At 75.9% G+C, this 20331-nt stretch carries 18 protein-coding genes; 8 read left to right on the forward strand and 10 right to left on the reverse strand.

From position 1 onward, the window contains the following. Nucleotides 1-271 precede the first annotated feature (271 nt). The 4 genes from KSE_RS29670 (at nt 272) to KSE_RS45965 (ending at nt 5027) form a co-directional block, all read left to right on the forward strand. Nucleotides 272-2677 carry a hypothetical protein gene (locus KSE_RS29670; RefSeq protein WP_014139061.1) on the forward strand — a complete coding sequence of 802 codons (2406 nt, stop codon included), beginning with the start codon at nt 272-274 and terminating at the stop codon, nt 2675-2677. A 238-nt stretch (nt 2678-2915) separates the two neighbouring features. After that, nucleotides 2916-3173 carry a hypothetical protein gene (locus tag KSE_RS29675; protein ID WP_014139062.1) on the forward strand — a complete coding sequence of 86 codons (258 nt, stop codon included), beginning with the start codon at nt 2916-2918 and terminating at the stop codon, nt 3171-3173. A gap of 3 nt (nt 3174-3176) precedes the next feature. Continuing rightward, on the forward strand, nt 3177-3659 hold the full coding sequence (locus tag KSE_RS45960) for an acyl-CoA thioesterase (protein ID WP_014139063.1): 483 nt from the start codon (nt 3177-3179) through the stop codon (nt 3657-3659). 372 nt (nt 3660-4031) lie between these two features. Further along, nucleotides 4032-5027 carry a PaaI family thioesterase gene (locus KSE_RS45965; protein ID WP_014139064.1) on the forward strand — a complete coding sequence of 332 codons (996 nt, stop codon included), beginning with the start codon at nt 4032-4034 and terminating at the stop codon, nt 5025-5027. On the opposite strand, the gene KSE_RS29690 is transcribed toward KSE_RS45965, so the two are convergent. From KSE_RS29690 to KSE_RS29720, 7 genes are all read right to left on the reverse strand, one after another. Continuing rightward, nucleotides 5020-5244: a hypothetical protein gene (locus KSE_RS29690; protein ID WP_033259974.1), complete on the reverse strand. Its 225-nt coding sequence runs from the start codon at nt 5242-5244 to the stop codon at nt 5020-5022. The genes KSE_RS45965 and KSE_RS29690 overlap by 8 nt on opposite strands. Before the next feature lie 138 nt (nt 5245-5382). Beyond that, complete coding sequence (locus KSE_RS29695) at nt 5383-6714, reverse strand: hypothetical protein (RefSeq protein ID WP_014139065.1); 1332 nt, start codon at nt 6712-6714, stop codon at nt 5383-5385. A 257-nt stretch (nt 6715-6971) separates the two neighbouring features. Then, entirely contained in the window at nt 6972-7442 is a 471-nt protein-coding gene (locus KSE_RS29700; RefSeq protein WP_014139066.1) for an SsgA family sporulation/cell division regulator, read from the reverse strand. Further along, nucleotides 7439-7723: a hypothetical protein gene (locus KSE_RS29705; RefSeq protein WP_041293910.1), complete on the reverse strand. Its 285-nt coding sequence runs from the start codon at nt 7721-7723 to the stop codon at nt 7439-7441. Before KSE_RS29705 ends, KSE_RS29700 begins: the two co-directional genes overlap by 4 nt. Before the next feature lie 227 nt (nt 7724-7950). Further along, on the reverse strand, nt 7951-9144 hold the full coding sequence (locus KSE_RS29710) for a hypothetical protein (protein WP_014139068.1): 1194 nt from the start codon (nt 9142-9144) through the stop codon (nt 7951-7953). Nucleotides 9145-9288: 144 nt separating this feature from the next. Then, on the reverse strand, nt 9289-10869 hold the full coding sequence (locus KSE_RS38875) for a DUF7933 domain-containing protein (RefSeq protein ID WP_014139069.1): 1581 nt from the start codon (nt 10867-10869) through the stop codon (nt 9289-9291). 111 nt (nt 10870-10980) lie between these two features. Then, on the reverse strand, nt 10981-11493 hold the full coding sequence (locus KSE_RS29720; RefSeq protein ID WP_014139070.1) for a MarR family winged helix-turn-helix transcriptional regulator: 513 nt from the start codon (nt 11491-11493) through the stop codon (nt 10981-10983). Between the two features lie 160 nt (nt 11494-11653). Between KSE_RS29720 and KSE_RS29725 the strand changes: the two genes are divergently transcribed. Continuing rightward, nucleotides 11654-12028 carry a DoxX family protein gene (locus tag KSE_RS29725; protein ID WP_014139071.1) on the forward strand — a complete coding sequence of 125 codons (375 nt, stop codon included), beginning with the start codon at nt 11654-11656 and terminating at the stop codon, nt 12026-12028. A gap of 44 nt (nt 12029-12072) precedes the next feature. Here KSE_RS29725 and KSE_RS29730 read toward each other — a convergent pair whose 3' ends face one another. Beyond that, a complete protein-coding gene (locus KSE_RS29730) occupies nt 12073-12855 on the reverse strand; it encodes a TIGR04222 domain-containing membrane protein (RefSeq protein ID WP_033260273.1) in 783 nt (260 codons plus the stop codon). A 121-nt stretch (nt 12856-12976) separates the two neighbouring features. On the opposite strand from KSE_RS29730, the gene KSE_RS29735 reads away from it, so the two are divergent. The 3 genes from KSE_RS29735 to KSE_RS29745 all read left to right on the forward strand — a co-directional run bounded on the left by KSE_RS29735 (nt 12977) and on the right by KSE_RS29745 (nt 16181). Next, nucleotides 12977-13570, forward strand: a complete 594-nt coding sequence (locus KSE_RS29735; protein WP_014139073.1) for a GrpB family protein — start codon at nt 12977-12979, stop codon at nt 13568-13570. A 69-nt stretch (nt 13571-13639) separates the two neighbouring features. Beyond that, entirely contained in the window at nt 13640-14848 is a 1209-nt protein-coding gene (locus KSE_RS29740; protein WP_014139074.1) for a hypothetical protein, read from the forward strand. Between the two features lie 55 nt (nt 14849-14903). Then, the gene (locus KSE_RS29745) at nt 14904-16181 is read left to right on the forward strand and encodes a hypothetical protein (protein WP_014139075.1); all 1278 of its coding nucleotides are present in this window, start codon (nt 14904-14906) and stop codon (nt 16179-16181) included. A 57-nt stretch (nt 16182-16238) separates the two neighbouring features. On the opposite strand, the gene KSE_RS29750 is transcribed toward KSE_RS29745, so the two are convergent. Both KSE_RS29750 and KSE_RS29755 read right to left on the reverse strand, forming a co-directional pair. Further along, nucleotides 16239-18914: a collagenase gene (locus KSE_RS29750; RefSeq protein ID WP_014139076.1), complete on the reverse strand. Its 2676-nt coding sequence runs from the start codon at nt 18912-18914 to the stop codon at nt 16239-16241. A 190-nt stretch (nt 18915-19104) separates the two neighbouring features. Then, nucleotides 19105-20070, reverse strand: a complete 966-nt coding sequence (locus KSE_RS29755; RefSeq protein WP_014139077.1) for a LysR family transcriptional regulator — start codon at nt 20068-20070, stop codon at nt 19105-19107. Nucleotides 20071-20331: the final 261 nt, after the last annotated feature.

A 20331-nucleotide genomic window follows, 5' to 3' on the forward strand; every position in this document is an offset into this window, starting at 1 on the left:
GCCCGGACCTCGCGCCTGGACCTCGTGCCCGGATCCTCCGGGACTGAGAGCGCCGCCGGCCGCCGGACGTTGCGCACCTGCCGGAGAGTGTGTCCCGGCTCACACCCGGGCCGCCGCCCCGGCCGCCCGTCCGCGCACCTCAAGTAGGCTGACCCCGGCCGGACATGACGGTGCCACGACGAAACGGCGGACGCGACGGACGCGCCCCCGCGTCCGGGCGCCGGACGTGGGGGACCGGCCGACGGGGACGGACACGAAGGAACAGGCACCAGTGGACAGCGACAACCGCGCCGGCGTCGGACTCGCGGACCGGGCAGAGGAGCGGCCGGAGGAGCGGCCGGAGGACCGGCCGGGAGGCCGGGCGGAGGACCGGCCGGACGGGCCGGCGGGCTGGCGGTACCTGCTGGACGACGGCGTCGACCCCGCCGGACGGATACCCGTCCACCTCGTCCGCGGCGGCACCCCGCCTGGCCCCGGCGGCGACCGCGCCCACCGGCCCAACCCGCGCCACGGCCGCCCGCTGCCCCAGCCGCCCGCCGCCGCCGACGCCCCCGCGCTGCCCCCGCTCGAAGCCGGCCGCCGCCCCGCCGGACGCGCCCTGCTGGCCTGGCTGGAGGACACCCGCGCCCCCCGGCTGTGCCGCATCGCCGGCTCCTCCGGCAGCGGCCGCACCCACCTGCTGACCTGGCTCGCCGCCGCCTGCCCGCCCGACCACCCGCGCCCCGGCCGCCGCGTGCACGCCCTGCTGGACGCCGAGGGCCTCACCGTCCGCTCCGCCACCGCCCGGCTCGCCGACCTGCTCGGCCTCACCGCCGGCGAACCCGCCGAACTCCTCGAAGCGCTCCAGGACGGCACCCCCCGCACGGTCGTCGTCACCGACCTCGACCGGGCCGGCGGCCCCCGCCTCCCCGGCACCCCCGAACGCCTCGCCCGCGAACTCCTCGTCCCGCTGCTCTCCGTCCCCTGGCTGCTGCTGGTCGTCGAAGCCGCCCACGGCCCCGCCGCCGACGCGCTCACCGCCGCCGCCCCCACCGGCGCCGTCCTCGACCTCGACCAGCCGCAGTGGACCGACCCCGACAAGTACGCCGCCTGGTGCGCCCGGCTCACCGGCCACCCCGTCGACCCCGCCGCCACCCACCCCAGCCCCGGCCTCGCCCAGCTCGCCGCCCGCACCCCCGGTGCCGCCCCCGACCCGACCCGGCCGCCCGCCGAACGCGCCACCGCCCTCGCCGAGGCGTGGTGGGACGCCGTCCCCGGCCCCGAACGCGCCGCCCTCACCGCGCTGGCCGGCGCCGACGGCCCGATCAGCACCGCCCTGTGGGCCACCCTCCCCGGCACCGACCCCGACGGCGTCGCCGCCGCCACCCGCCTGCTGCCCCCGCCGCCCATCGCCGACCGCTGGCGCCTGCGCCCGCAGCAACTCACCGACCTGGTCGCCGCCGACAGCCCGCCGGTCGACCACGCCGCCCTGATGTGGGAGGTCGCCGGCGGCATACCCGTCCGCCCCGACGGCGGCCCCGACCTCGCCGCCAGCGACCCCGAACGCCTCGCCCTGCTCGTCCGGCACGCCTCCGCCGCCGACCCCGGCACCCCGCTGCTCGGCGAGATCGACCTGCTGCTGCACGCCGAACCCGCCACCGTCACCGCCGCGTTCCAGCGCGCCGAGGACGCCGGCACCCCCGCCACCCCGCTCGCCGAAGCCTGGCGCCGCGCCGCCCCCGACCGGACCGCCACCGCCCGCCCCGCCGACCGCGCCGCCGTCCTGCACGCCCACCTCACCGGCCGGCACGACGAGGCCGCCGCGCACTGCGCCGCCCTCGCCGCCCGGGTCGACACCCGCTGGCGCGCCGTCTGGCAGCACACCCCCGCCGCCGGCCCCTGCGCCGCCACCCTCGGCTTCGGCCCGCTGGCCGGCCGGCTGCTGCTCACCGACGCCGCCGGACTCCACCTCGCCGACCCGGCCACCGGCGAGGTCCTGCACAGCTCCGCGCCACCGGCCGAACCGCACCCGCGCGCCCTGACCGCCACCCCGTTCGGCGGCGCCCTGCTGCTGAACGCCTCCGGCACGCTCCGCCCGCTCACCGTGGACGGCCACCAGGGCGTCCCCGACGGCGCGCTCGCCGCCCTCGACGCCTGCACCGCCGTCGCCGCCCACCGGGACGTCATGGTGTTCGGCCGCCCCGACGGCCTCACCACCTACAGCGAGATCTCCACCGGCACCACCCACCGCCCCGAACACCCCCTGCACGAGGGCCCGGTCACCGCCCTCGACGTCGCCGAGGCCGACGGCGGCACGCTGGTCGCCAGCGGCGGCGAGGACGGCCGGGTCTGGACCTGGATGCCCGGCCGCCCCCCGCTGCCCGCCCCCGTCGACCAGCGCGCCCGCCCGGTCACCGCGGTCGCCCTCGGCGCCACCCCCGGCGGGCTGCTGCTCGCCGCCGCCTGGTCCGACGGCCTGCTCCGGCTGCGCCGCTGGGGCGAGCGGCACCGCGGCGCCGACCTCCGGCTCGGCGCGGCCGTCCGCACCCTCTCGGTCACCCCGGACGGGCTGGTGATCGCCGCGCTGCCCGGTTCGGTGCTGGCGCTCGCCTTGGTCGACGGCCCGGCGGGCCCGGTCTCGCTGACCGCCCCGGCCGCCCCGGACGTTCCGGCGGCGCCGGTCTCGCCGGCACGGTAGTCGCGTTGAAAGTTGACGTCGAATCGCAGATCTTCAACGAAGCACCGCGTGATTCACCATTTCCGGTTGGTTCCTGATCGAGTTTGACCGTGCGAAGGGCTTTTCCGGCGTCAACGAAGCCGCCGTCCTTCCCCCACAACGAATGAACCAAAGCCCAACCCTCCTGTGCACCGTGAATCGTGAGCTGTGAACGCTGAACTCGAACTGCGAAGCAAGACCGACCGGAAACGAGGAATCGATGTCTGAACACCGCGACGGGGTCGACCACGTGGAGAGGGAGTGCGCCGCCCTCGCCGGACTGCCCGCCGCCCAGCGGCTGGCCGAACTCGAGAAGCTCTGCCGCCGGACCGAGCGGATCCTCGGCCGCGCCGTCCTGGACACCGCCGCCGAGGTCTACGAGCAGGGCCACGACAGCGCCCTGCGCCGCTCCCCGTACGCCTACGGATACCTGCGCCGGAGCCTCGGCTTCCGCGCCGAACACCGAACGGACGGCTGACCGTTGTACACCTACCTGTGCCGGACCCGCTGGGGCGACATGGACGCCTTCGGCCACGTCAACAACCTGAAGGTCCTCCAGTACGTCCAGGAGGCCGTCTACTGCCTCCTCTACGACGACACCGAGGGGCAGGACCTCTTCGAGGACGGGTTCATGATCGCCCGCCACGAGATCGACTACCGCTCCCCGCTCTACCACTGCCCCACCCCGCTGCCCGTGCAGATCTGGGTGGAACGCCTCGGCCGGTCCTCCATCAGCACCACCTGCGAGGCCCGCCGGCGCGGACAGATGGTGTTCCAGGCCCGGACGGTCACCGTGCCGACCGACGCCGCGACCCGCCGCAGCCGCCCGCTGCGCGAGGTCGAACGCCACCACCTCAACCGCTACCGGGTCCGCCCCACCGGCCCCGTCGCCCCCGTCGGCCGCGTCCCCGTGCGCTCCACCGGCCGCATCCGGGTGCCCGTCCTCGGCGAACGCGCGTCCTGACCACGACGCGCGCCCATCCCCTCCCACCGGCCCCGGCCCCGGGCTCCCCACCCGGCCCCGGGGCCGGCCCCGTTCCCGGACCGCGCCCCGCCGCGTCCTCGCACCCCGCTGCCTTCTCGCACCCCGCCGCGTTCCCGCGCCCCGCCGCGTTCTCGCGCCGCGTTCCCGCCCCCGGCAGGGGGTTTCAACACCGCGACGACTTCAACCGGACCGGCCCCGCACACTCCCGTCCGCCGGGCCGCGCCACCCCCATACTGCTGCCGGGAGGCCCTGGAACCCGGCGGCGCGACGGCACCGCGCCCACCGGTCGAGGCCGCCCGTGCCCTCGTACATCCGGGCGGCATCGCGCGCCCGCGAAGCGGAAAGAACCCCATGCCCAACCCCTGCCCGCCCGGCCCGTCCCCGTCCGGCACGAAACCCGCGCCCGCCACGCGAGCGGCCCCCGGCCCCGCCCCCGCCACCGGCGCGCGATCCGCGCCCGGCGAGCGGTCGACCACCGGCACCACCGGGCCGGTCACGGGCCCGCGCACGACCACCGGCCCGACGGCGAAGGCCGCACCGCGGACGGCCGGCGGCACGCCGAAGGCGGCCACCGGGCCCAGGACGTCCACCGGCCCGAAGCCCCCCGCGCGGCCCGTCGCCTCCCCCGCGCGGCCCGTCGCCGAGCAACCCGCCGCGAAGCTCCGCCCCGGCGCCGGGGCGAGGGCCGCCGCCGGGGCCAGGCGGGCGACGCTGGCCCGGGCCCGGACCCGGGCGGCGGCCGGACCCGCGGCCGGGGCGGTGGCCGAGTCGGCGGCCGACCCCGGGCCGGAGCCCACGGCCGGGACCGGCTCCGGGCTCGGGACGGTGTACGAGCGGATGCTGCGGGCGAACGGGATCGACGCGCTGCGGGCGGCCCGGGGCGCGGAGCGGGCGCTGTTCCCGTTCAGCGACGAGCTCGGGATGCGGGTCACGGCCGTCGGCCCCGGTGAAGTCCTGCTCTCCGTCAGGCCGCTGGGCACGCACCAGGGCTGGCCGGAGAACACCCACGGCGGCTTCCTCGCCACCCTCTGCGACACCGCGTGCGGCCTCGCCGTGGTCTCGCTGGCCCCGGCCCGGCACACCGTGGTGACCGCCAGTCTGAGCGTCCAGTACCTGCGTCCGGTGCCCGCGCCCGGCGGCGCGGTCGGCTGTCTCGGCACCGTCACCCACCGGCAGGGCAGCCGGGTCCTGGCCCGGGCCGACGTCACCGGCGGCGACGGCGAGGTGCTCGCGACCGCCACCGCGGTGATGCTGATCCGCACCGCCGATCCGGACGGCGACGGGGCGGCGGACGGGGCGGCGGACGGGGGCGAGGGGACGGCGGCGTCCCCCGCCCGCGTCAGCTGAGCCGTCCGCCGGACCGCTCGTCGAGCCACCCGCCCCAGGAAGCGTCGGAACACGCGGCGCCGGTGAAGTCCCGTGCCGGCCAGCCGCGTTCCGGCGCTTCCAGTGCTTCCAGTGCTTCCGGGGCGGTCGGTGCCGGCGGCGCGGCCGGGCCGGCCTGCGGCCGCGGCAGCCGCGGCGGGACGGGCGACACCAGCGGGTAGTACGAGGGATCGTTCATACCCTCATTGATCACCCGCCGTCCGAGCCCGCCAAGCAACCGACCCGCACGGCTCACCCCGCCGCCGGGCCGGACCCCCGCACGGCCGCCGACGGGGCCTCCCGTTCCCCCGATCGGGAGGCGGAACCCGCCGAACGGCTACCCACCCAGTCGGGCGAACCGGCCTTCCAGGCGCGTCAGTTGCAGCGTCGTCGCCGGGGAGCGCAGCGCGTCCTGCCGCTCGCGGAAGCTGGTGTACGCCCGCCGGGCCTGGTGGATGTTGCCCGAGTCCAGCTCCAGGTGCGCGAGCTGCAGCAGCGAGACGCCGATCGTCCGGTGCTCGCCGGCCGGCCGAGCCCGCAGCGAGGCCCGCAGGTAGGAGAGCGACAACTCGGTGGCCCGCAGCGAGCGGTGCACCTGCGCGGCCTGGTAGAGCAGGGCGGGCTCCGGGTACCGGTGCGGGCCGCCCTCGACGGCCGACCGGCCGGCCCAGTGCTGGGCCGCCTCCAGGTGCTTGAGCGCCTCCGCCGCCTGGCGCAGCCGGGCCGCCGCCACCGCCTGCTGGGCGAGCACGAACGCCCGCACGCCGGGCGCCGCGTCCGGCGGCAGGTGCTCGGCCGCGCCGTCCGCCAGCCGGGCCGCGTACGCGTGGTGCCCGAGCGCCCCGGCCTGGGTGCTCTGGTCGCGCAGCGCCATCGCCTGGGCCGGCCCGTCCTGCGCCTCGGTCGCCAGCTGGTACGCCAGCCGGTAGTGCCGCTGGGCCTCGCCGTGCCGGTTGTCGTCGGTGTACGTCCGCCCGACCAGGCGGACCAACTGCGAGGCCGCGACCAGCAGTTCGCGGTGCCGCTGGTCGTTCGCGGGGGACTTCGCCCAGGGCAGCACGTGGTCGCGCAGGTAGCCGAGCAGCAGGCTCCGGGCGACCGCCCCGCCGTAGCCGTCGTAGTGCCGGGCGCCGAACGCCGTCATCTCCCGCACCGCCTCCGCGTGCCGCGCCCCGACCCGCTCCGGGCCGGAGCGGCGGGCGGTCGGCGCGACCGGCGCCCGGAGCGCGGAATCCGCGCCGGGGCCGGATCTCAGCGGCGGACGCGGGGCGGGCAGCATGCGGATCTGGAACAGCGGAGGCTGAAAGGTTTCGTCCTGCGGCTCGTTCGCGTGCGGCCAGGCATGCAGCCGGCGCAGCCCGGTCAGGGCGTCCGCCGTCTCCTGCTCGGGCGCCTCCGCGAGCTCCTGGTCCGCCGGGTTCAGGCCGAGTTCGCCGCGCGAGACCGGGCGGGCCAGGCGGCGGGCGAACGCCTCCTGCAGCAACTGCGGGCCGGGCGGCCGCGGCTGCGTGCCGGACAGCCAGTGCGCCACCGTCGTCCGGTCGTAGCCGACGCTGAACCCGCTCTCCCGGGCCACCTTCTGCAGCGCGGCCGCCAGCGCGGGGCCGTTCCACCCGGCCTCGGCCATGCAGCCGCGCAGGGCGGTGTTCGGCCCACGGGTGCGTGTCATGGACGACTCCTTGTGCGGACCACCTAAGGGGTTGGCCTCAGAATAACGGGCGGCGCCGACGGCGAATACCGGATTTCCGGCAGACGGCGACTGTTCAACGGCCGGCGGCGGAAATCGATACTGCGCAGGCCGTTTTCGAGCGGTGGCGAAGGAGTGATTCCCGGATGAAAGGTCGTGAATACCCGTGGAAAATCGACCATCCGACAGGAATATGATCGCAGCACTCCCCGGCCTGGTCGGGCCTGGCCAGGCCGCCGCTACTCGAACCTCCCGACGTCCCCGGCCTCCGCCAGCATCCGGCGCATCAGCCCCTCGGCGTCCAGGTGCTCGTGCTCGGTGCCGGCCGGCACCAGCCGGTGGGTCAGCGCCAGGAAGTCCCGGACCGGCGCCGACGGGGTGTGCAGCACCGCGGTCTGGCCCGGCGTGCTCAGCGCGATCGCCAGCTCCTCCGCCGCGGTCGACCGCCGGATCGTCACGTCGCCGATCCCCGCCCACCCGTCCAGCCCGTCCACCAGCAGCTCGCGGGCGAACAGCCAGGTGATCGGCTCCTCCAGGTCGACGTGGCAGTCCAGGTGCACCGCGTACGGGTCGGCCCGGTGGTAGCGCAGCCGGGCCGGCACCGCGACCCGCAGCCCCGGGCACGGCGCCACCGTCACGTCCAGCAGCAGCACGCAGTCCGGCTCGCCGTTGCGCCGCATCCACGCGCGGGGGGTGTTCCGGTGGTTCACGAGCCCTCCCTCGGGCGGACGACGGACGGGACGAGTGCCGCCGGGACGGCGGACGGTGCCGGGGCGGTCGGCGTGGGGGCGGCGGGCGGCGCCGGGGCCGGGGCCGGATCGGGCGGGGGCGGCGGGGAGAACCGTTCTCGTTCAGGGGCGGGCCCCGGGGCCCGCTCGGTGACCGGCGCGGGGGCGGGGTGGGCGGCGAACCGGGGCGGCGTGACCAGCCGGGACCACTCGTGGTCCCGGCGGCCGGGCACGGTGCGGCCGGACTGGTGCCACAGGGTCACCAGCCGTGCGTAGATGGGGGCGTGCTGAATCGTTTCGTCGCGGACGCCCGTCGGGGCCAAGGGGTCGGCACTCACGTCCGGGGATAACGACCGAATCCGGGGGCGGTCACGGTACTCGTCCGTCCGCCGCGCCGGACGGGCGCGATCCCGCCACGAACGGGCCGATACCGGGTCGCGGCCGTGTCCCGCGGCGGTGCCCGGGGGCGGTCCGGGGGTCGGCCGCCCGGTCAGTCGCCCGGTCGGTCGCCGTCCGCCGCCCGGTCGGTGTCCGGTCGCTCCCCGACGCCCGCCGTCCCCGCCCCGGGGTGCTCGTTCCCGCTCCCGGCGGCCAGCGTCGCGGCCAGCCCCCTGGCCCGGTCGAAGGCCCGCACCGGGTTGGGCGCGGCCGACCAGGGGAGCGCCCCGCACCACGGGCCGATCAGCCGGAACTGCTCCAGGGCCAGGGCGGGTTGGCGCGACAGCAGCGCGTAGTGCGCCAGCAGGTGGCGCAGCAGCGGCACCTGGTCGTTGCCGGGCGGCACCTCGTCCAGCGCGGCCGCGACCCGGGGCAGCAGCTCCCGGTGGCGGCGGCGCTCCGGCAGGCCGCCGGGGCCGTGCCGGAGCTCCAGTTCGGTGAGCGCCTGCAGGTACAGTCCGGGCAGCGGCGACCCGGCCGGGGCCTCGCGCACCGCGCGCACCGCGAAGCGCAGCATCAGGGTGTCGCTGCCGTGCCACTTGGCGCACCAGTACTGCATCGCCTGCCAGTGCCCGCCGACGTGGTGCGGCGCCCGGGCGACCAGTTCGGCCCACAGCGCCCGGAACTTCCGCCGGGACACCCGCATCCCGCGCGCCGCCGTGATCATCACCACCCAGGGTCCCGGGTCCCGTCCGTCCGCCTCCGCCGCCTGCCGGGCCAGCTCGTACGCGGCGGGCAGCCGGGTGCGGAACGCGGCCATCCGCTCGGGCCCGATCTGCGCGGGGAACCCGCTGCCGCGCGCCTCCCAGGCCCGCTGCACCAGCAGCCGGGCCCGGACGGTGGCGGCCGCGGCCGGCGCGGTGCCCGCCGCCTCCCAGTCGGTCAGCCACTCGTCGCGCTCGGCGGCCACCCGGGTCAGGAAGTCCAGCCGCGACCAGCGCTCGTCCCAGTCCGCCCCCGCCCCCGCGACGTACGCCTCGGCGGCCCGCCAGCCGCCCGCCAGGCAGGAGTCGGCCAGCGCCTCCAGCTCCTTGCGCCGCAGCAGCCGCATCGGCGGCCCGGCCCGCCCGGGGTCCAGCTCGGCCGAGGGCACCAGCCCGTGCGCCGCCGGGTCGAACCCCGCCGCCTCCACCGCGGCGAGCCCCGCCGAGAGTTCGGCCGCGAACCCGCCCCGGCCGCCGTCGTTCCGCCGCCGCGTCAGCAGCATGATCAGCGCGGCGAGGGCGAACACCAGAACGGGGGTCATGCGGAGAATGATCTCCCACCCCCCGTCGCCCCCGAGCGGGGCCCCCGGCCCCGCCTCCCGCCCCCGGGCCGCCGACGGGCCGGCACCCGCCGATGGCCCGCACCAGGAGCCGGTGCGGGCCGTCGCGGACGGATCAGCCGGTCGTCACCCCGTCCCGTCCCCCCGCTCCCGCTCGCGCTCCTGCCGCCGCCGGGCGGCCAGGGTCAGCAGCAGGCCCGCGCCGAGGGCCAGCCCGCCGAGCCCGCCCGCGACCAGCGGCTGCCCGGCGCCGGTGGACGGCAGCGCGGTCCGGGCGGGCGGCACGGCGGCGGCAGCGGTCGGGGTCGGGGCCGGTCCGGCCGAGGTCGGTCCGGCCGGGGCCGGCGGGACCTCGCCGTGCGTGGCGCAGTGCGGATCGACCGACCCGGCCGCGCAGTTGGAGCCGTCGGCGGTGACGGCGTTGTGGAGCCGGCCGTCGCCGCGCCGCGGGTCGGCCACGGTCACCGAGTAGCGGACGCTCGCGCTGCCGCCGGCCGGCAGGTCGCCGCTCCAGTGCAGGACGGGCTGCCGGTAGTCGACCTGCCCGAGCGTCGCGGCGGCGTCGCCGTCGTACGCCGCGTCGTCGAGGACGGCGGTCAGGTCGTCGTCGAGCCGCGCGTCGACCGGCACCTCGCCGGGGTTGCTCACCAGGACGCGGTACTCCAGCCGCTGTCCGGGCAGCACGGCGCCGCCGTCGACCGGCTGGGAGCTCTTGGCGATGGTGTAGCGCGGCGTGACGAAGCGGACCACCGCGCAGCCGGGCAGGTCGACGCCGATCGCGTCCGAGACGTTCTCCGCGCAGTTGCGGTACGTCCCGGCGGCGGCCGTCACCTGGACGCCGAGCGTGCAGGACGCCTGGCCGGCCGTCAGGTCGCCGGAGAGGGTGACGGCGCCGAGGCCGTTGTCCGACTCGACCTTGCCGCTGGCGCAGGTGGTGGAGGCGGGGGCGGGGCCGGCGACGGTCAGGCCGGCCGGGAGGGTGTCGGTGAACGACCAGCCCTTCTTGGCGGCCAGGTCGCTGGTGTTGGTGACGGTGAAGACCAGCGTGCTGGTGCCGCCCGCCGTCGCCACCTCGGGCGTGAACGCCTTGTCGACCTGCGGGGTGACGTCCAGCACCCTGATGTCGTCGAACGCGGCGTCGTTGCCGGTGCCGCTGCCGTTCGCGTTGGTCATCCGGATGCCGAGCAGGCTGCCCGCGAACAGCACCGGCGCGTCACTGGCCCGGCCGACCGCCTTGTACGCCTTGCCGTCCACCGGGTACGACTTCGCGGCCGGGTCGGTGCACGGGTTGAGCGGCTTGGCGGAGGCCGGGACCGCGGTCGGGCCGTCCAGCAGGAAGAAGTTCAACTGCGGTGCGGAGACCGAGCAGTTGGTGGCGGCGCTGTTCACCGAGAAGGCCAGGAACCGGTTGGTGCGGGGCAGCGGGAGCGGCTGCACGGTCTCGAACTCGACCCGGTTCGCGCCCGGGCTGTTGTACGTGAACGCGGTCACCGCCTGGTTCTGGTTCGGCACCGCGGTGCCGTTGTACTGGCCGAGTACGGCGGCCAGGTCGCGGGAGGAGTCCCAGAAGTTCGCCGAGTTGCCGCAGTCCGCGATGCCGGGTGCGTAGCCGGCGGAGGTCGCGGTGTCGTCCAGCACCCAGCCGTTGTAGCCGGTCAGCCGGACCGGCTTGTCCGCAGGTGCGTTCTCGAAGTTCTCGGTGTACACGACGGTCGGGTCCTGCGGGACCCCGGGCCTTCCGGGCGCCCGGGCTGCGCCGAATGTCGTCGGGGAGCCGTCGGGGCGCTGTCGGGGTGTCGCGGGAGGGGGAGCGGGGGCTCAGGGGGAGGAGGGCGGTGCGGGCGGCGCGGGGTGGGAGGGGCAGCCGCGGAGCGGGCCGATCGCCTCGTTGATCCGGTGGCTGATCGACTTCAGCTGGCCGTACTGGCCCTTGGTCAGCGGGTCGAAGAGCAGTCGGCGGACCTCGGCGACGTGGCCGGGGGCGGTGGCGACGACCTTCTCCCAGCCCTCCTCGGTGAGCACCGCGAGGGTGTAGCGGCCGTCCTCGGGGTCGGGGGTCCGGCGCAGCCAGCCCTTGGCCTCCAGGCGCTTGGCGGTGTGCGAGAGCCGGGAGAGCGAGCAGGCGGCGAACTCGGCCAGGACGCTCATTCGCAGGGTGCGCCCGGGGGTCATGGAGAGCCCGGAGAGGACCTGGTACTCGAAGTGGGAGAGGCCCGCGTCGCGCTGCAGCTGGGTGTCGAGGGCGCCCGGGAAGCGCGTCAGCAGGGTGACCATGGCCAGCCAGGTCTCCTCCTCCTCGGGGTCCAGCCAGCGGGGTTCATCGGTGCTCATGACTGCCATGGTACGGGTGCGTCCTGCGGGAAAGGCCCGGTTTGACTTGAATGTTCAAGCCGGATCGGAGGCGGCAGCGCCGCTCGATGACTTGACCTTTCAACTGATACCCGCCTACCTTCTGGTTGAACATTCAAGTCATCGAGCAGAGAAGCACCTGATGAACATCACCCTGTGGATCGTCGCCGCCCTCCTGGCCCTCGCCTTCGCGGCCGCCGGCCTGATGAAGATCACCAAGTCCCGGGAGGAACTGGTCGCCTCCGGCATGGGCTGGGCCGAGGACGTCGCCCCCGGCGCGATCAAGGCGCTCGGCGCCACCCAGGTGCTCGGCGCCCTCGGCCTGATCCTCCCCGCCGTCACCGGCATCGCCACCGTCCTCGTCCCGCTGGCCGCCACCGGTCTGGCCGTCACCATGGTCGGCGCGGCCGTCGTCCACCTCCGCCGCGGCGAGGCCAAGTCCCTCCCGGTCAACCTCGTCCTGCTGGCCCTGGCCGTCCTGGTCGCCTGGGGCCGCTTCGGGCCGTACGCGTTCTGACCCCCGCCGGGAGCCCGCCCCGCGCCGCCCCGCAGCGCCCGCACTCACATGCCGCCGCCCGGGTAGCTGCCGCCGGTCACCCCGCCGAAGTCGTTCCGGGCGCGGTTCTCCCCGGCGACCGTCTCCGACAGTGAGCGGCCGCCGAGCAGCGCCGTCCGGTCGGCCAGCTCCGGGACCAGCCGCTTCAGCGCCGGACGCCCGTACAGTGCGACCAGCAGGGCGACGTCCGAGGAGTGGACCGCCTCGGCCGCGCCCGGCGGCGGGTTGCGGCGGCGCAGCCCGCGCAGCACCCGGCGGCCGGCCAGCGTCCGGGCCGGGGCGGCCAGGACGGCGAGCGGTAGCACCGCCGGCGGCAGGCCCACCGCGAGGTCCCCCCCGACCGCGACGGCCACGCCCAGCCCGCAGGCCGCCAGCGCCGCGAGCGCCGCGAGCAGCAGCCGGGCCCGGCCGCAGCGCAGCCCGCGGGCCGTCAGCTCGGCGAACAGCTCGGCCCTGGCCCGCCGCGCCGCCGGCGAGTTCCCGGCGTCCAGCGGCGACAGCGCCCGCCCGAACGCCGCCCACAGCGCCCGGTGCAGCGGCGTCAGGCCCGGTCCCGGACCCTTGTGCCCCACCCGCAGCAGCCGGCCGTGCCGGACCACCTCGACCGTCCCCGCCAGGTGCAGTTCCACCAGTGCCACCCCCAGCGCGGCCGCCGTCCCGCCCCGCAGGCCCGCGACGGCCACCGGGGAGAGGTCCTCCCCCCGCCCCCGCGCCTTCACGGGCAGCCAGCGCAGCAGCCCCGCCGCCACCAGCGCCGCCACCGCGCCCAGCACACCGAGCGTTCCCATCACGCCTCCCCGCCGGCGGACCGCGAGCCGCTCCGGCCCGCCCCCAGTGCCCACCACCCGTTACCGGTATAGCGCGTCCATCACTTTCCGTCACTGGCCTCCGGTCACTAGACTCGGCCGGATGTCCTCCGCCGCCCGTCCCGCCGTCCTCGTCCTCCCGTACGACCCCGACTGGCCCGCCCGGGCCGCCGACCTGGCCGCCGAACTGCGCGCCGCCCTCGGCCCGCCGGCGGTCCGGGTCGAGCACATCGGCAGCACCGCCGTCCCCGGCATGGCCGCCAAACCGGTCTACGACCTCCAGGTCGGCGTCACCGAACTGGCCGCCGCCGAACGGGACTTCGACGCCCCGCTGGCCGCCCTCGGCTTCCAGGGCTCACCCCACCGGCAGGACCACGTCCCGGCCGGGACGGACGACGACCCCGCGCGCTGGGCGAAGCGCTTCTGGCTCCGCCGCGACCCCGCCGCCGGACCGGACTGCAACCTGCACGTACGCCTGCTCGGCTCGCCCAACGAACGCCTCGCCCTGCTGTTCCGCGACTGGTTCCGCGCCCACCCCGAAGCCGTCCCCGGCTACGCCGCGTTCAAGCGCACCCTCGCCGCGGCCGTCACCGACCTCGACGCCTACACCGACGTCAAGGACCCCGTGGTCGACCTGGTCACCGCCCTCGCCGAACCCTGGGCCACCGCCACCGGCTGGACCCCGTACGCCAGTTGAGCCCCCGGGGCACCCCGCCGCCGGAAAACCGCTCGCGCCCGGCCCCCGGAGCGGGCACCCTCGACGCCCGTGACCGACACCGACCCCGCCCCCTGGCGCTACGCCCGGCCCGGCAGCCCGCTCGGCGCCCTCGAACGCGGCCGGGGGCTGGGCTGGGCGCTCGCCCTGGCCGACCCGGCGGCCGGGGCCGAAGCACTGCTCGACTGCCTGCGCCGGGACACCCGGTGGGACTGGGGCGTCGACCAGCGGGCCGGCTACCACGCCTTCCTGGTGACCGAACTGGCACTCCCCGCCGACCCGTTGACCGACCTGCTCGACGGCCCCGACGCGTACGGCTCCGCGCGCGCCCGGGAGACGCTGGCCGAACTCGCCCTGCTCGGCTCGGCACCGGCCCGCGCCGCGCTGCGCCGGTACGTGCGGTACGGCGAGTGGTGGCAGGAGACGCTGACGCTGCTGGCCGGGCGCTGGCCCCTGCCGTGGTGGGACGACCTGCGGCCGGCCGCGCTGGGCCGGCTGGGCGGCGAGCGGCCGGTGTACTGGCGGGCCGCGCCCTGGCCGCGCTGGCAGCCGGAGCCGCCGTCCGCGCCGCGGCCCCCGCGCCCGGTCCCGCTCGCCCCGCGCACCGGCCGGCTGCTCGCCGCGCTGGCCGACCCCGGCACCGCGCCCGACGACCGCGCCGAAGCCCTGCGCGCCCTGGCCTGCCGCCCCGTCGACCCGGCCGGACTCCTCCCGCTGATAACGGAGTCGGCCACCGCCGACCACGCACCGGCCGGCCTGCACGACGCGGTCCGACGGCTCGGCCCGGCCGCCCTCGCTCCCGCCCGGGAGTGGGCCGCCGCCGACCACCCCGCACTGCGCCGACTCGGTCTCCAGGTGCTCGCCGAGCATGGCGGGAACACCGAACTCCCCCTCCTGGTAGCCGAGTTGGCCGACCAGTGGGCGCGGGACGAGTGGTGCGGCCCGAAGCTCCTCGCCGACGGCCTGGCCCGGTACGGCCCGTCCGCGGCCGAAGCCGCCCCACTGCTGCGCCGGTTCTGGCACACCACCCCGCACAGCTACGAACGCCCTTCCTACCTAAGGGCGTTGCACGCGATCGCCCCGGGCGCGGCCGCCCCCCTGCTGAGCGAATCCCTCTGGGACTGCGAACCGGACGCCCGGCTGTACGCCGTCCGGCACCTCCCCGACGACCCCCGGTTCGCCCACCGGCTGGCCCAGTTGCGCGACAGCCCGGCCGAGGACGACGACCTCCGGGCCGCCGCCGCCCGGCGGCTCGGCTGAGCACCGCCGGAAAACCGCTCGCGCCCCGCCCCCGGATCGGGCACCCTCGACGCCCGTGACCGACACCGCAGACGCCGAAGACGGCACGGAGACCGAAGACCCCTACGACGAGCACGCCGCCTACGCCGCCTACGCCCCCGCCGACACCCTGCTCGGCGCGGTCGAGCGCGGCCGGGGGCTGGGCCGGTCGCTCGCCCTGGCCGATCGGGCGGCCGGGGCCGAGGCGGTGCTCGACTGCCTGCGCCGGGAGACCCGCTGGGACCGGCAGTCCGACCAGCGGCACGGCTACCACGCCCGGCTGCTCAGGGAGTCGGCGGCGCCGGTCGAGCCGGTGCTGGAGCTGCTGGAGGGGGCGGACGAGGACACCGCCGACCGGGTCCTCCAGACCCTCGCCGAACTCGCCCTGATCGGCGGAGAGTCGGCCCGCGACGCGCTGCGCGCGCACGTCCGGCACGGCGAGCACTGGCAGGAGGCGCTGGGCCACCTCGGCGACCGCTGGCCGGTGGAGTCGTGGGACGACCTGCGGCCGGACGCGCTGCGCCGCCTCGGCGGGGCCGAGCCCGCGTGCCCCGACGACCACGCCTGGCGGCACTGGCGGGGGCCGGAGCCGGAGCGCGGCGGCCGGGGCCCGCACCGGATGGTGTTCGAGCCCCGCAACGGCCGGCTGCTCGCCGTGCTGCGCGATCCGGGCGCCGCTCGGGGCGAGCTGTCGAGGGCACTCGGCACGCTCGCTTCCCGTCCCGGGACGTTCCCCGAAGTCCTGCCGATGATAACGGAGTTGTCCACCACGGAGCCCGCCTGGCTGGGGGAGCGCGCGCTCCCCGGGGTGTTCCGGATTGTGCGGCGGCTCGGGCCGCTCGCGGTGGAGCCGGCCCGGGAGTGGGCCGTCGACAGCCGGAGTTGGCTCTCCGGGCTCGGTCTCCAGGTGCTCGCCGAGCACGGCACCGTCGCCGACGCCCCGCTGCTGCTGGCCGAGTTGGCGCGGCAGTGCGCCGTCGGCCAGTGGTGCGGGTCGGACGGCCTGGCGGACGGCCTGGCCCGGTTCGGCCCGGCCGTCGCCGAGGCGGCCCCGCTGCTGCGCGGGCTCTGGGAGAACACCCCGCATAGTTACGAACGCCCGTCCTACCTGAGGGCGTTGCACGCGATCACCCCGGACGGGACGGACGCGCTGCTGCACGAGTCGCTCTGGGACTGCGAGTCGGACGCCCGGCTGTACGCCGTCCGGCACGCCCCCGAAAGCCGGGAACTCGCCCACCGGCTGGCCCGGTTGCGCGACAGCCCGGCCGAGGACGACGACCTCCGGGCGGCCGCCGCGGAGCGGCTCGGCCGGTGAGACGCCGAAGGCAGCCGCGGCTGGTTGCCGCGGCTGCCCAGGGTGGGGGTCAGCGGGTCAGAACTGGGTGCTGATGGTCACGTTGGCGAAGTCGGTCACCGCGTACAGGCTCAGGTAGCGGTAGCCGGCGGTGGGGTTGTTGACGGTGATGGTCTGGGCGGTGCCCTGGGTGGTGGAGGAGGCGGTGAAGGCGCTGGGGGAGGCCCAGGTGTCCTCGTTGTAGTACAGGTACGCGGTGCCGGTGCCGCCGTTGGCGGTGACCTTCAGGGTGCTGGTGCCGGCCGGCAGGTAGATGTACATGTAGTCGGTGTCGCCGGCGGCGCGGGCGCGGCCGGTGCGCTGGCAGTTCTGGCCCATCGCGTCGGTGCGCTGGTCGGCGCAGGTCGGCAGGGTGGCGCTGGCGTCGACGGTGGTGGTGACCGAGGACGGGGTGGCCGTGGTGCGGCCGTTGGCGTCGGTGACGGTCAGTGCGACGGTGTAGGTGCCGGCCTTGGCGTAGGTGTGCGAGGGGTTGCGCTCCTCGGAGGTGCCGCCGTCGCCGAAGGTCCAGTGCCAACCGGTGATCTGCGCCGGGGAGTTGGTGACCACGGAGCGGTCGGTCAGGGTGACGGTGGCGCCGTTCACGGACTGGTTGAACAGCGCGGTCGGGCCGGTGGCGAAGCAGGCGCCGTTCGCGCACTGGTCGAGCCAGGCGTCGAAGTCGGCGTCGTACGAGGTGCCGAGGCCGTTGTAGACCGCGTAGCCGCCCTGGTAGTCACCGGTGCGGAAGTGGCCGAGCATGTTGTACACGTCCGCCGGGTGCTTCTCGAACATGTAGCGGACGGCCAGGTAGCCCCACGGGTAGACCCGGGTGGAGTCCGAGTTGTTGTACGTGTTCTGGAAGATCGTCGACAGCTTGTAGGTGTGCTTGGCCGCCTCGGTCATCGCCTGGGTGTCCGTGACGCCCCGGTAGGTGTACGACTGGTACTCGGCGACGCCCTCGATCCACCAGATGTCCGGGACGGACGTCTCTGAGGCGAAGTTGCCGCTCATGTCGTAGATGTTGTCGAGGTAGTGCGTGTACTCGTGGTTGAGGTTCCACACGTTGCCCGGGAAGTCGTCGTTCCACGACTTCTGGTACATCACGCAGACCGGCTGGTTGTTCGGGTCGGTGACGTCCATGACGGTCTGGCCGCCGTTGTCCGTCGAGTTCCCGTAGATCGCCCAGGAGTAGGTCTGGTAGTCGGCGGCGCTGGCGAACACCGGCATGACGACCGTCTTGCCGTACTGGTTCGGCACCGGGCCGTTGTCCTTGACCAGGTTGTGGAAGAAGGTGTCCTCGCCGCGCAGGCTGTCGCAGACCGGCTGCAGCTGGGCGACGGTCAGGGCCTGGGCGCGCAGCGTCTTGTTGTCGCAGACCAGGACGTTCGGCAGGACGGTGTCGGCCAGCTTCTTCGGCAGGTCGCAGGTGCCGTAGTACGAGCACTGACCCTTGTCGTAGTAGTTGGCGTTGTACGCGACGTGCACGTACAGCGGGCCGGTGCTGCCGAGGATCGCGGTGGTGTCCAGCAGCTGCTTGATCAGCGGCTTGGCGGCGTTCTCCGCGTTGGTGGAGCTGCCGGCGATCCGGGAGATGTCGTTGCCCGCGTTGACGTCCAGGAAGGCGTTGGAGGTGCCCATCAGGTCGCGGTGGTTGAGCGCGAAGTTGCCCAGGGTGGTGACCAGGCTGGTGTCGGCGCTGACCGCGTTGACGAAGTCGGTGTTCCAGTTGCCGCGCCACAGCGGGGCGAACAGCACCGAGTTCACCGCGTTGACCATCTTCGGCGTCGCGTTGTAGCTGTTGTCGTAGCCGTTCAGCACCTGCTTGTAGACGTCCAGGTACTTGGCCTGGATGTTGGCGCTGTCGGTCAGCACCAGCACGTCGTACAGCACCACGCCGTTGGCGGTGGTGACGTCCTTCCAGCGGGTGCCCGCGAAGAACGCGTCCAGGCCGGCCTTGGTGGCGGCGGTCAGCGTGCCGTCGTACGACCCGACCTGGGACGGGTAGTAGGACTGCACGTAGTAGCCGGCCCGGAGGAACTGGACCAGCTGCAGGATGCCGGAGGCGTTGGTGCCGTCGTAGCCCGCCGCCAGGTCCTTGAAGGCGTTCGCGACGGTGACCATGTTGGCCTGCTTGAAGATCGCGCCCGCGTCGGTGCCGGTCACGTTGTACAGCGTGTTGACGCAGGTGTTCGTCGAGCCCTTGACGAAGTTCACCAGGTCGGCGCCGGAGCGGCTGCCGAAGTCGGTGTAGGCGCAGGTCTGCGCGGCCGCGGCCTGCGCGCCCGCCGCGCCGGCCTCGGCGCCCGGGGCGCCGGCCAGCGGGCTGCCGCCCGAGGTGCCGCCGGACTTCGCCAGCAGGCCCTTGCCGGCGTTCTGCTTCGCCGGGCGCGGGGTGGTCTGGACGGTGGTGCCCTTCGGCTGTCCCATCTGGGACTGCACCAGCAGGGCCGGCGGCAGCGGGGCGGCCACCGGGGTCAGGGTGTCGGGGGCGGCGTCCACGATCGGGCCGAGCGGCTTCGGGACGGCGCCGCCGGGGGCCTTGGGGTCCACCGCGGACGCGGGGGCGTTCTGCCCGGAGGCGGCGGCGGACGGCTTGGCGTTCTGCCCGGCGGGGGCCGCGCCGGCCGCGGTGACCGGCAGCAGGGTCGCCGCGACGGTACAGCCGGCGACCAGACCGGCCGCGAGTGTGGGGAGGGATATGCGCAGACGCACTGCTTCTCCTGGGGGCGGGAGCTCACTGAGCATCAAGATGGGGGAGGGTGACGCGGTGACGCGTGGAGCATCCTGGCACCGTTGCCGGGGCCAGAACAATGTCACAGGTCATATGACATTGCGTGAACGCGGCATAACACGGGTGGAAAGATCTTGGCGTGAAACCGGCGCGCGCTTCGGTGGGGGAGGGTCACACGCGCGGCGGGCGGAACGTCCGGCTGGCCCAGCTGTGCAGGTGGGGGGCCTCGGCGGCGAGCTCGCGGTAGGCCGCGGCGGTCGCCTCCAACAGGGTGTGCGCCAGGCCGGGACCGATCGTCGCGCGCTGCCACAGCAGCACGTACCGCAGCCACAGCGGCGTCCCCAGCAGCGGCTTGACCGTGACCCCCGGCACCGGCGCGGTACTGGCCGGGACCAGCGCCGCGCCCAGCCCCGAGGCCACCAGGTCGAGCACCTCGCGCCGCCCGTACGGCAGCTCGCGCACCCCGGCGGGGGAGAACGCGGCCGCCTCGCAGGCCGCCCGGAACAGCGCCGGCCAGGACGCCCCGTCGGCGGCCGGCAGCAGCCAGGTCTCACCCGCCAGGTCGGTCAGCGCCGGCTCCGCGTGGTGGCGCAGCGGGTGCGCCGTGGGCAGCGCGACGAACACCGGCTCGGTGGCGACCGCCCGGGCCGCCAGGGCCGGCGTCGGCCGCAGCCCCGAGCCCGGGTGGTCCAGCAGCAGCGCCAGGTCGAAGGGGGGCCCGCCGTCCGGCTCCGGGAAGCCCGGCGCGGTGCCCGGACGGCCCGGGGTCAGCGCGAAGCGCAGCTCCGGGCGCAGCTGTCTCGCTCGGGTCAGCGCACCCGGCAGCAGGGCCGGGCAGTCGGTGGCCAGCAGCAGTTCGCGGTGCGGGCGCTCGCCGTCCGGCGCGGCCCCCTGGCCCAGCCGGTCGACCCGGGAGAGCACCTCGCGGGCGGCGGCCAGCACCTCGGCGCCGAAGGTGGTGGGGACCACCCCGGCGGCCGTCCGGTCGAAGACCACCGCGCCCAGGTAGCGCTCGATCCGCCGCAGCTGGGTGCTGGTGGCGGGCTGTGAGGCGCCGATCGCCGCCGCCGCGCGTCCCACGCTGCCGCTGTCGGCGATCGCGCAGAGCACTCTCAGGTGCCTCAGTTCCAGGTCCATGGCGGCCCTCCTCGCGTGCGGGCGGCCCCGCCTCGGCGGTGGCTTCGGGCAACCTGTGTAATGTCACACGCAACATGTCAGATGGTGTCGATCACCTTCGCTTCCTTGCCGAGCCACGTCAAGTCCCCCCGCGCCGGGAACTCGCCTGACACCCCGCCGGCCACCCGCGCCGGAAACCGCGCAGGTCGGAGTGGATCAAGGATCCGCGATGCCCGGTCGCGGTCGCTCCTGGAGCCGTTCCGTTTCCGCCGTCCGGACCCG

It is taken from the genome of Kitasatospora setae KM-6054 (assembly GCF_000269985.1).
GTDB classification, from domain to species: Bacteria; Actinomycetota; Actinomycetes; order Streptomycetales; family Streptomycetaceae; genus Kitasatospora; species Kitasatospora setae.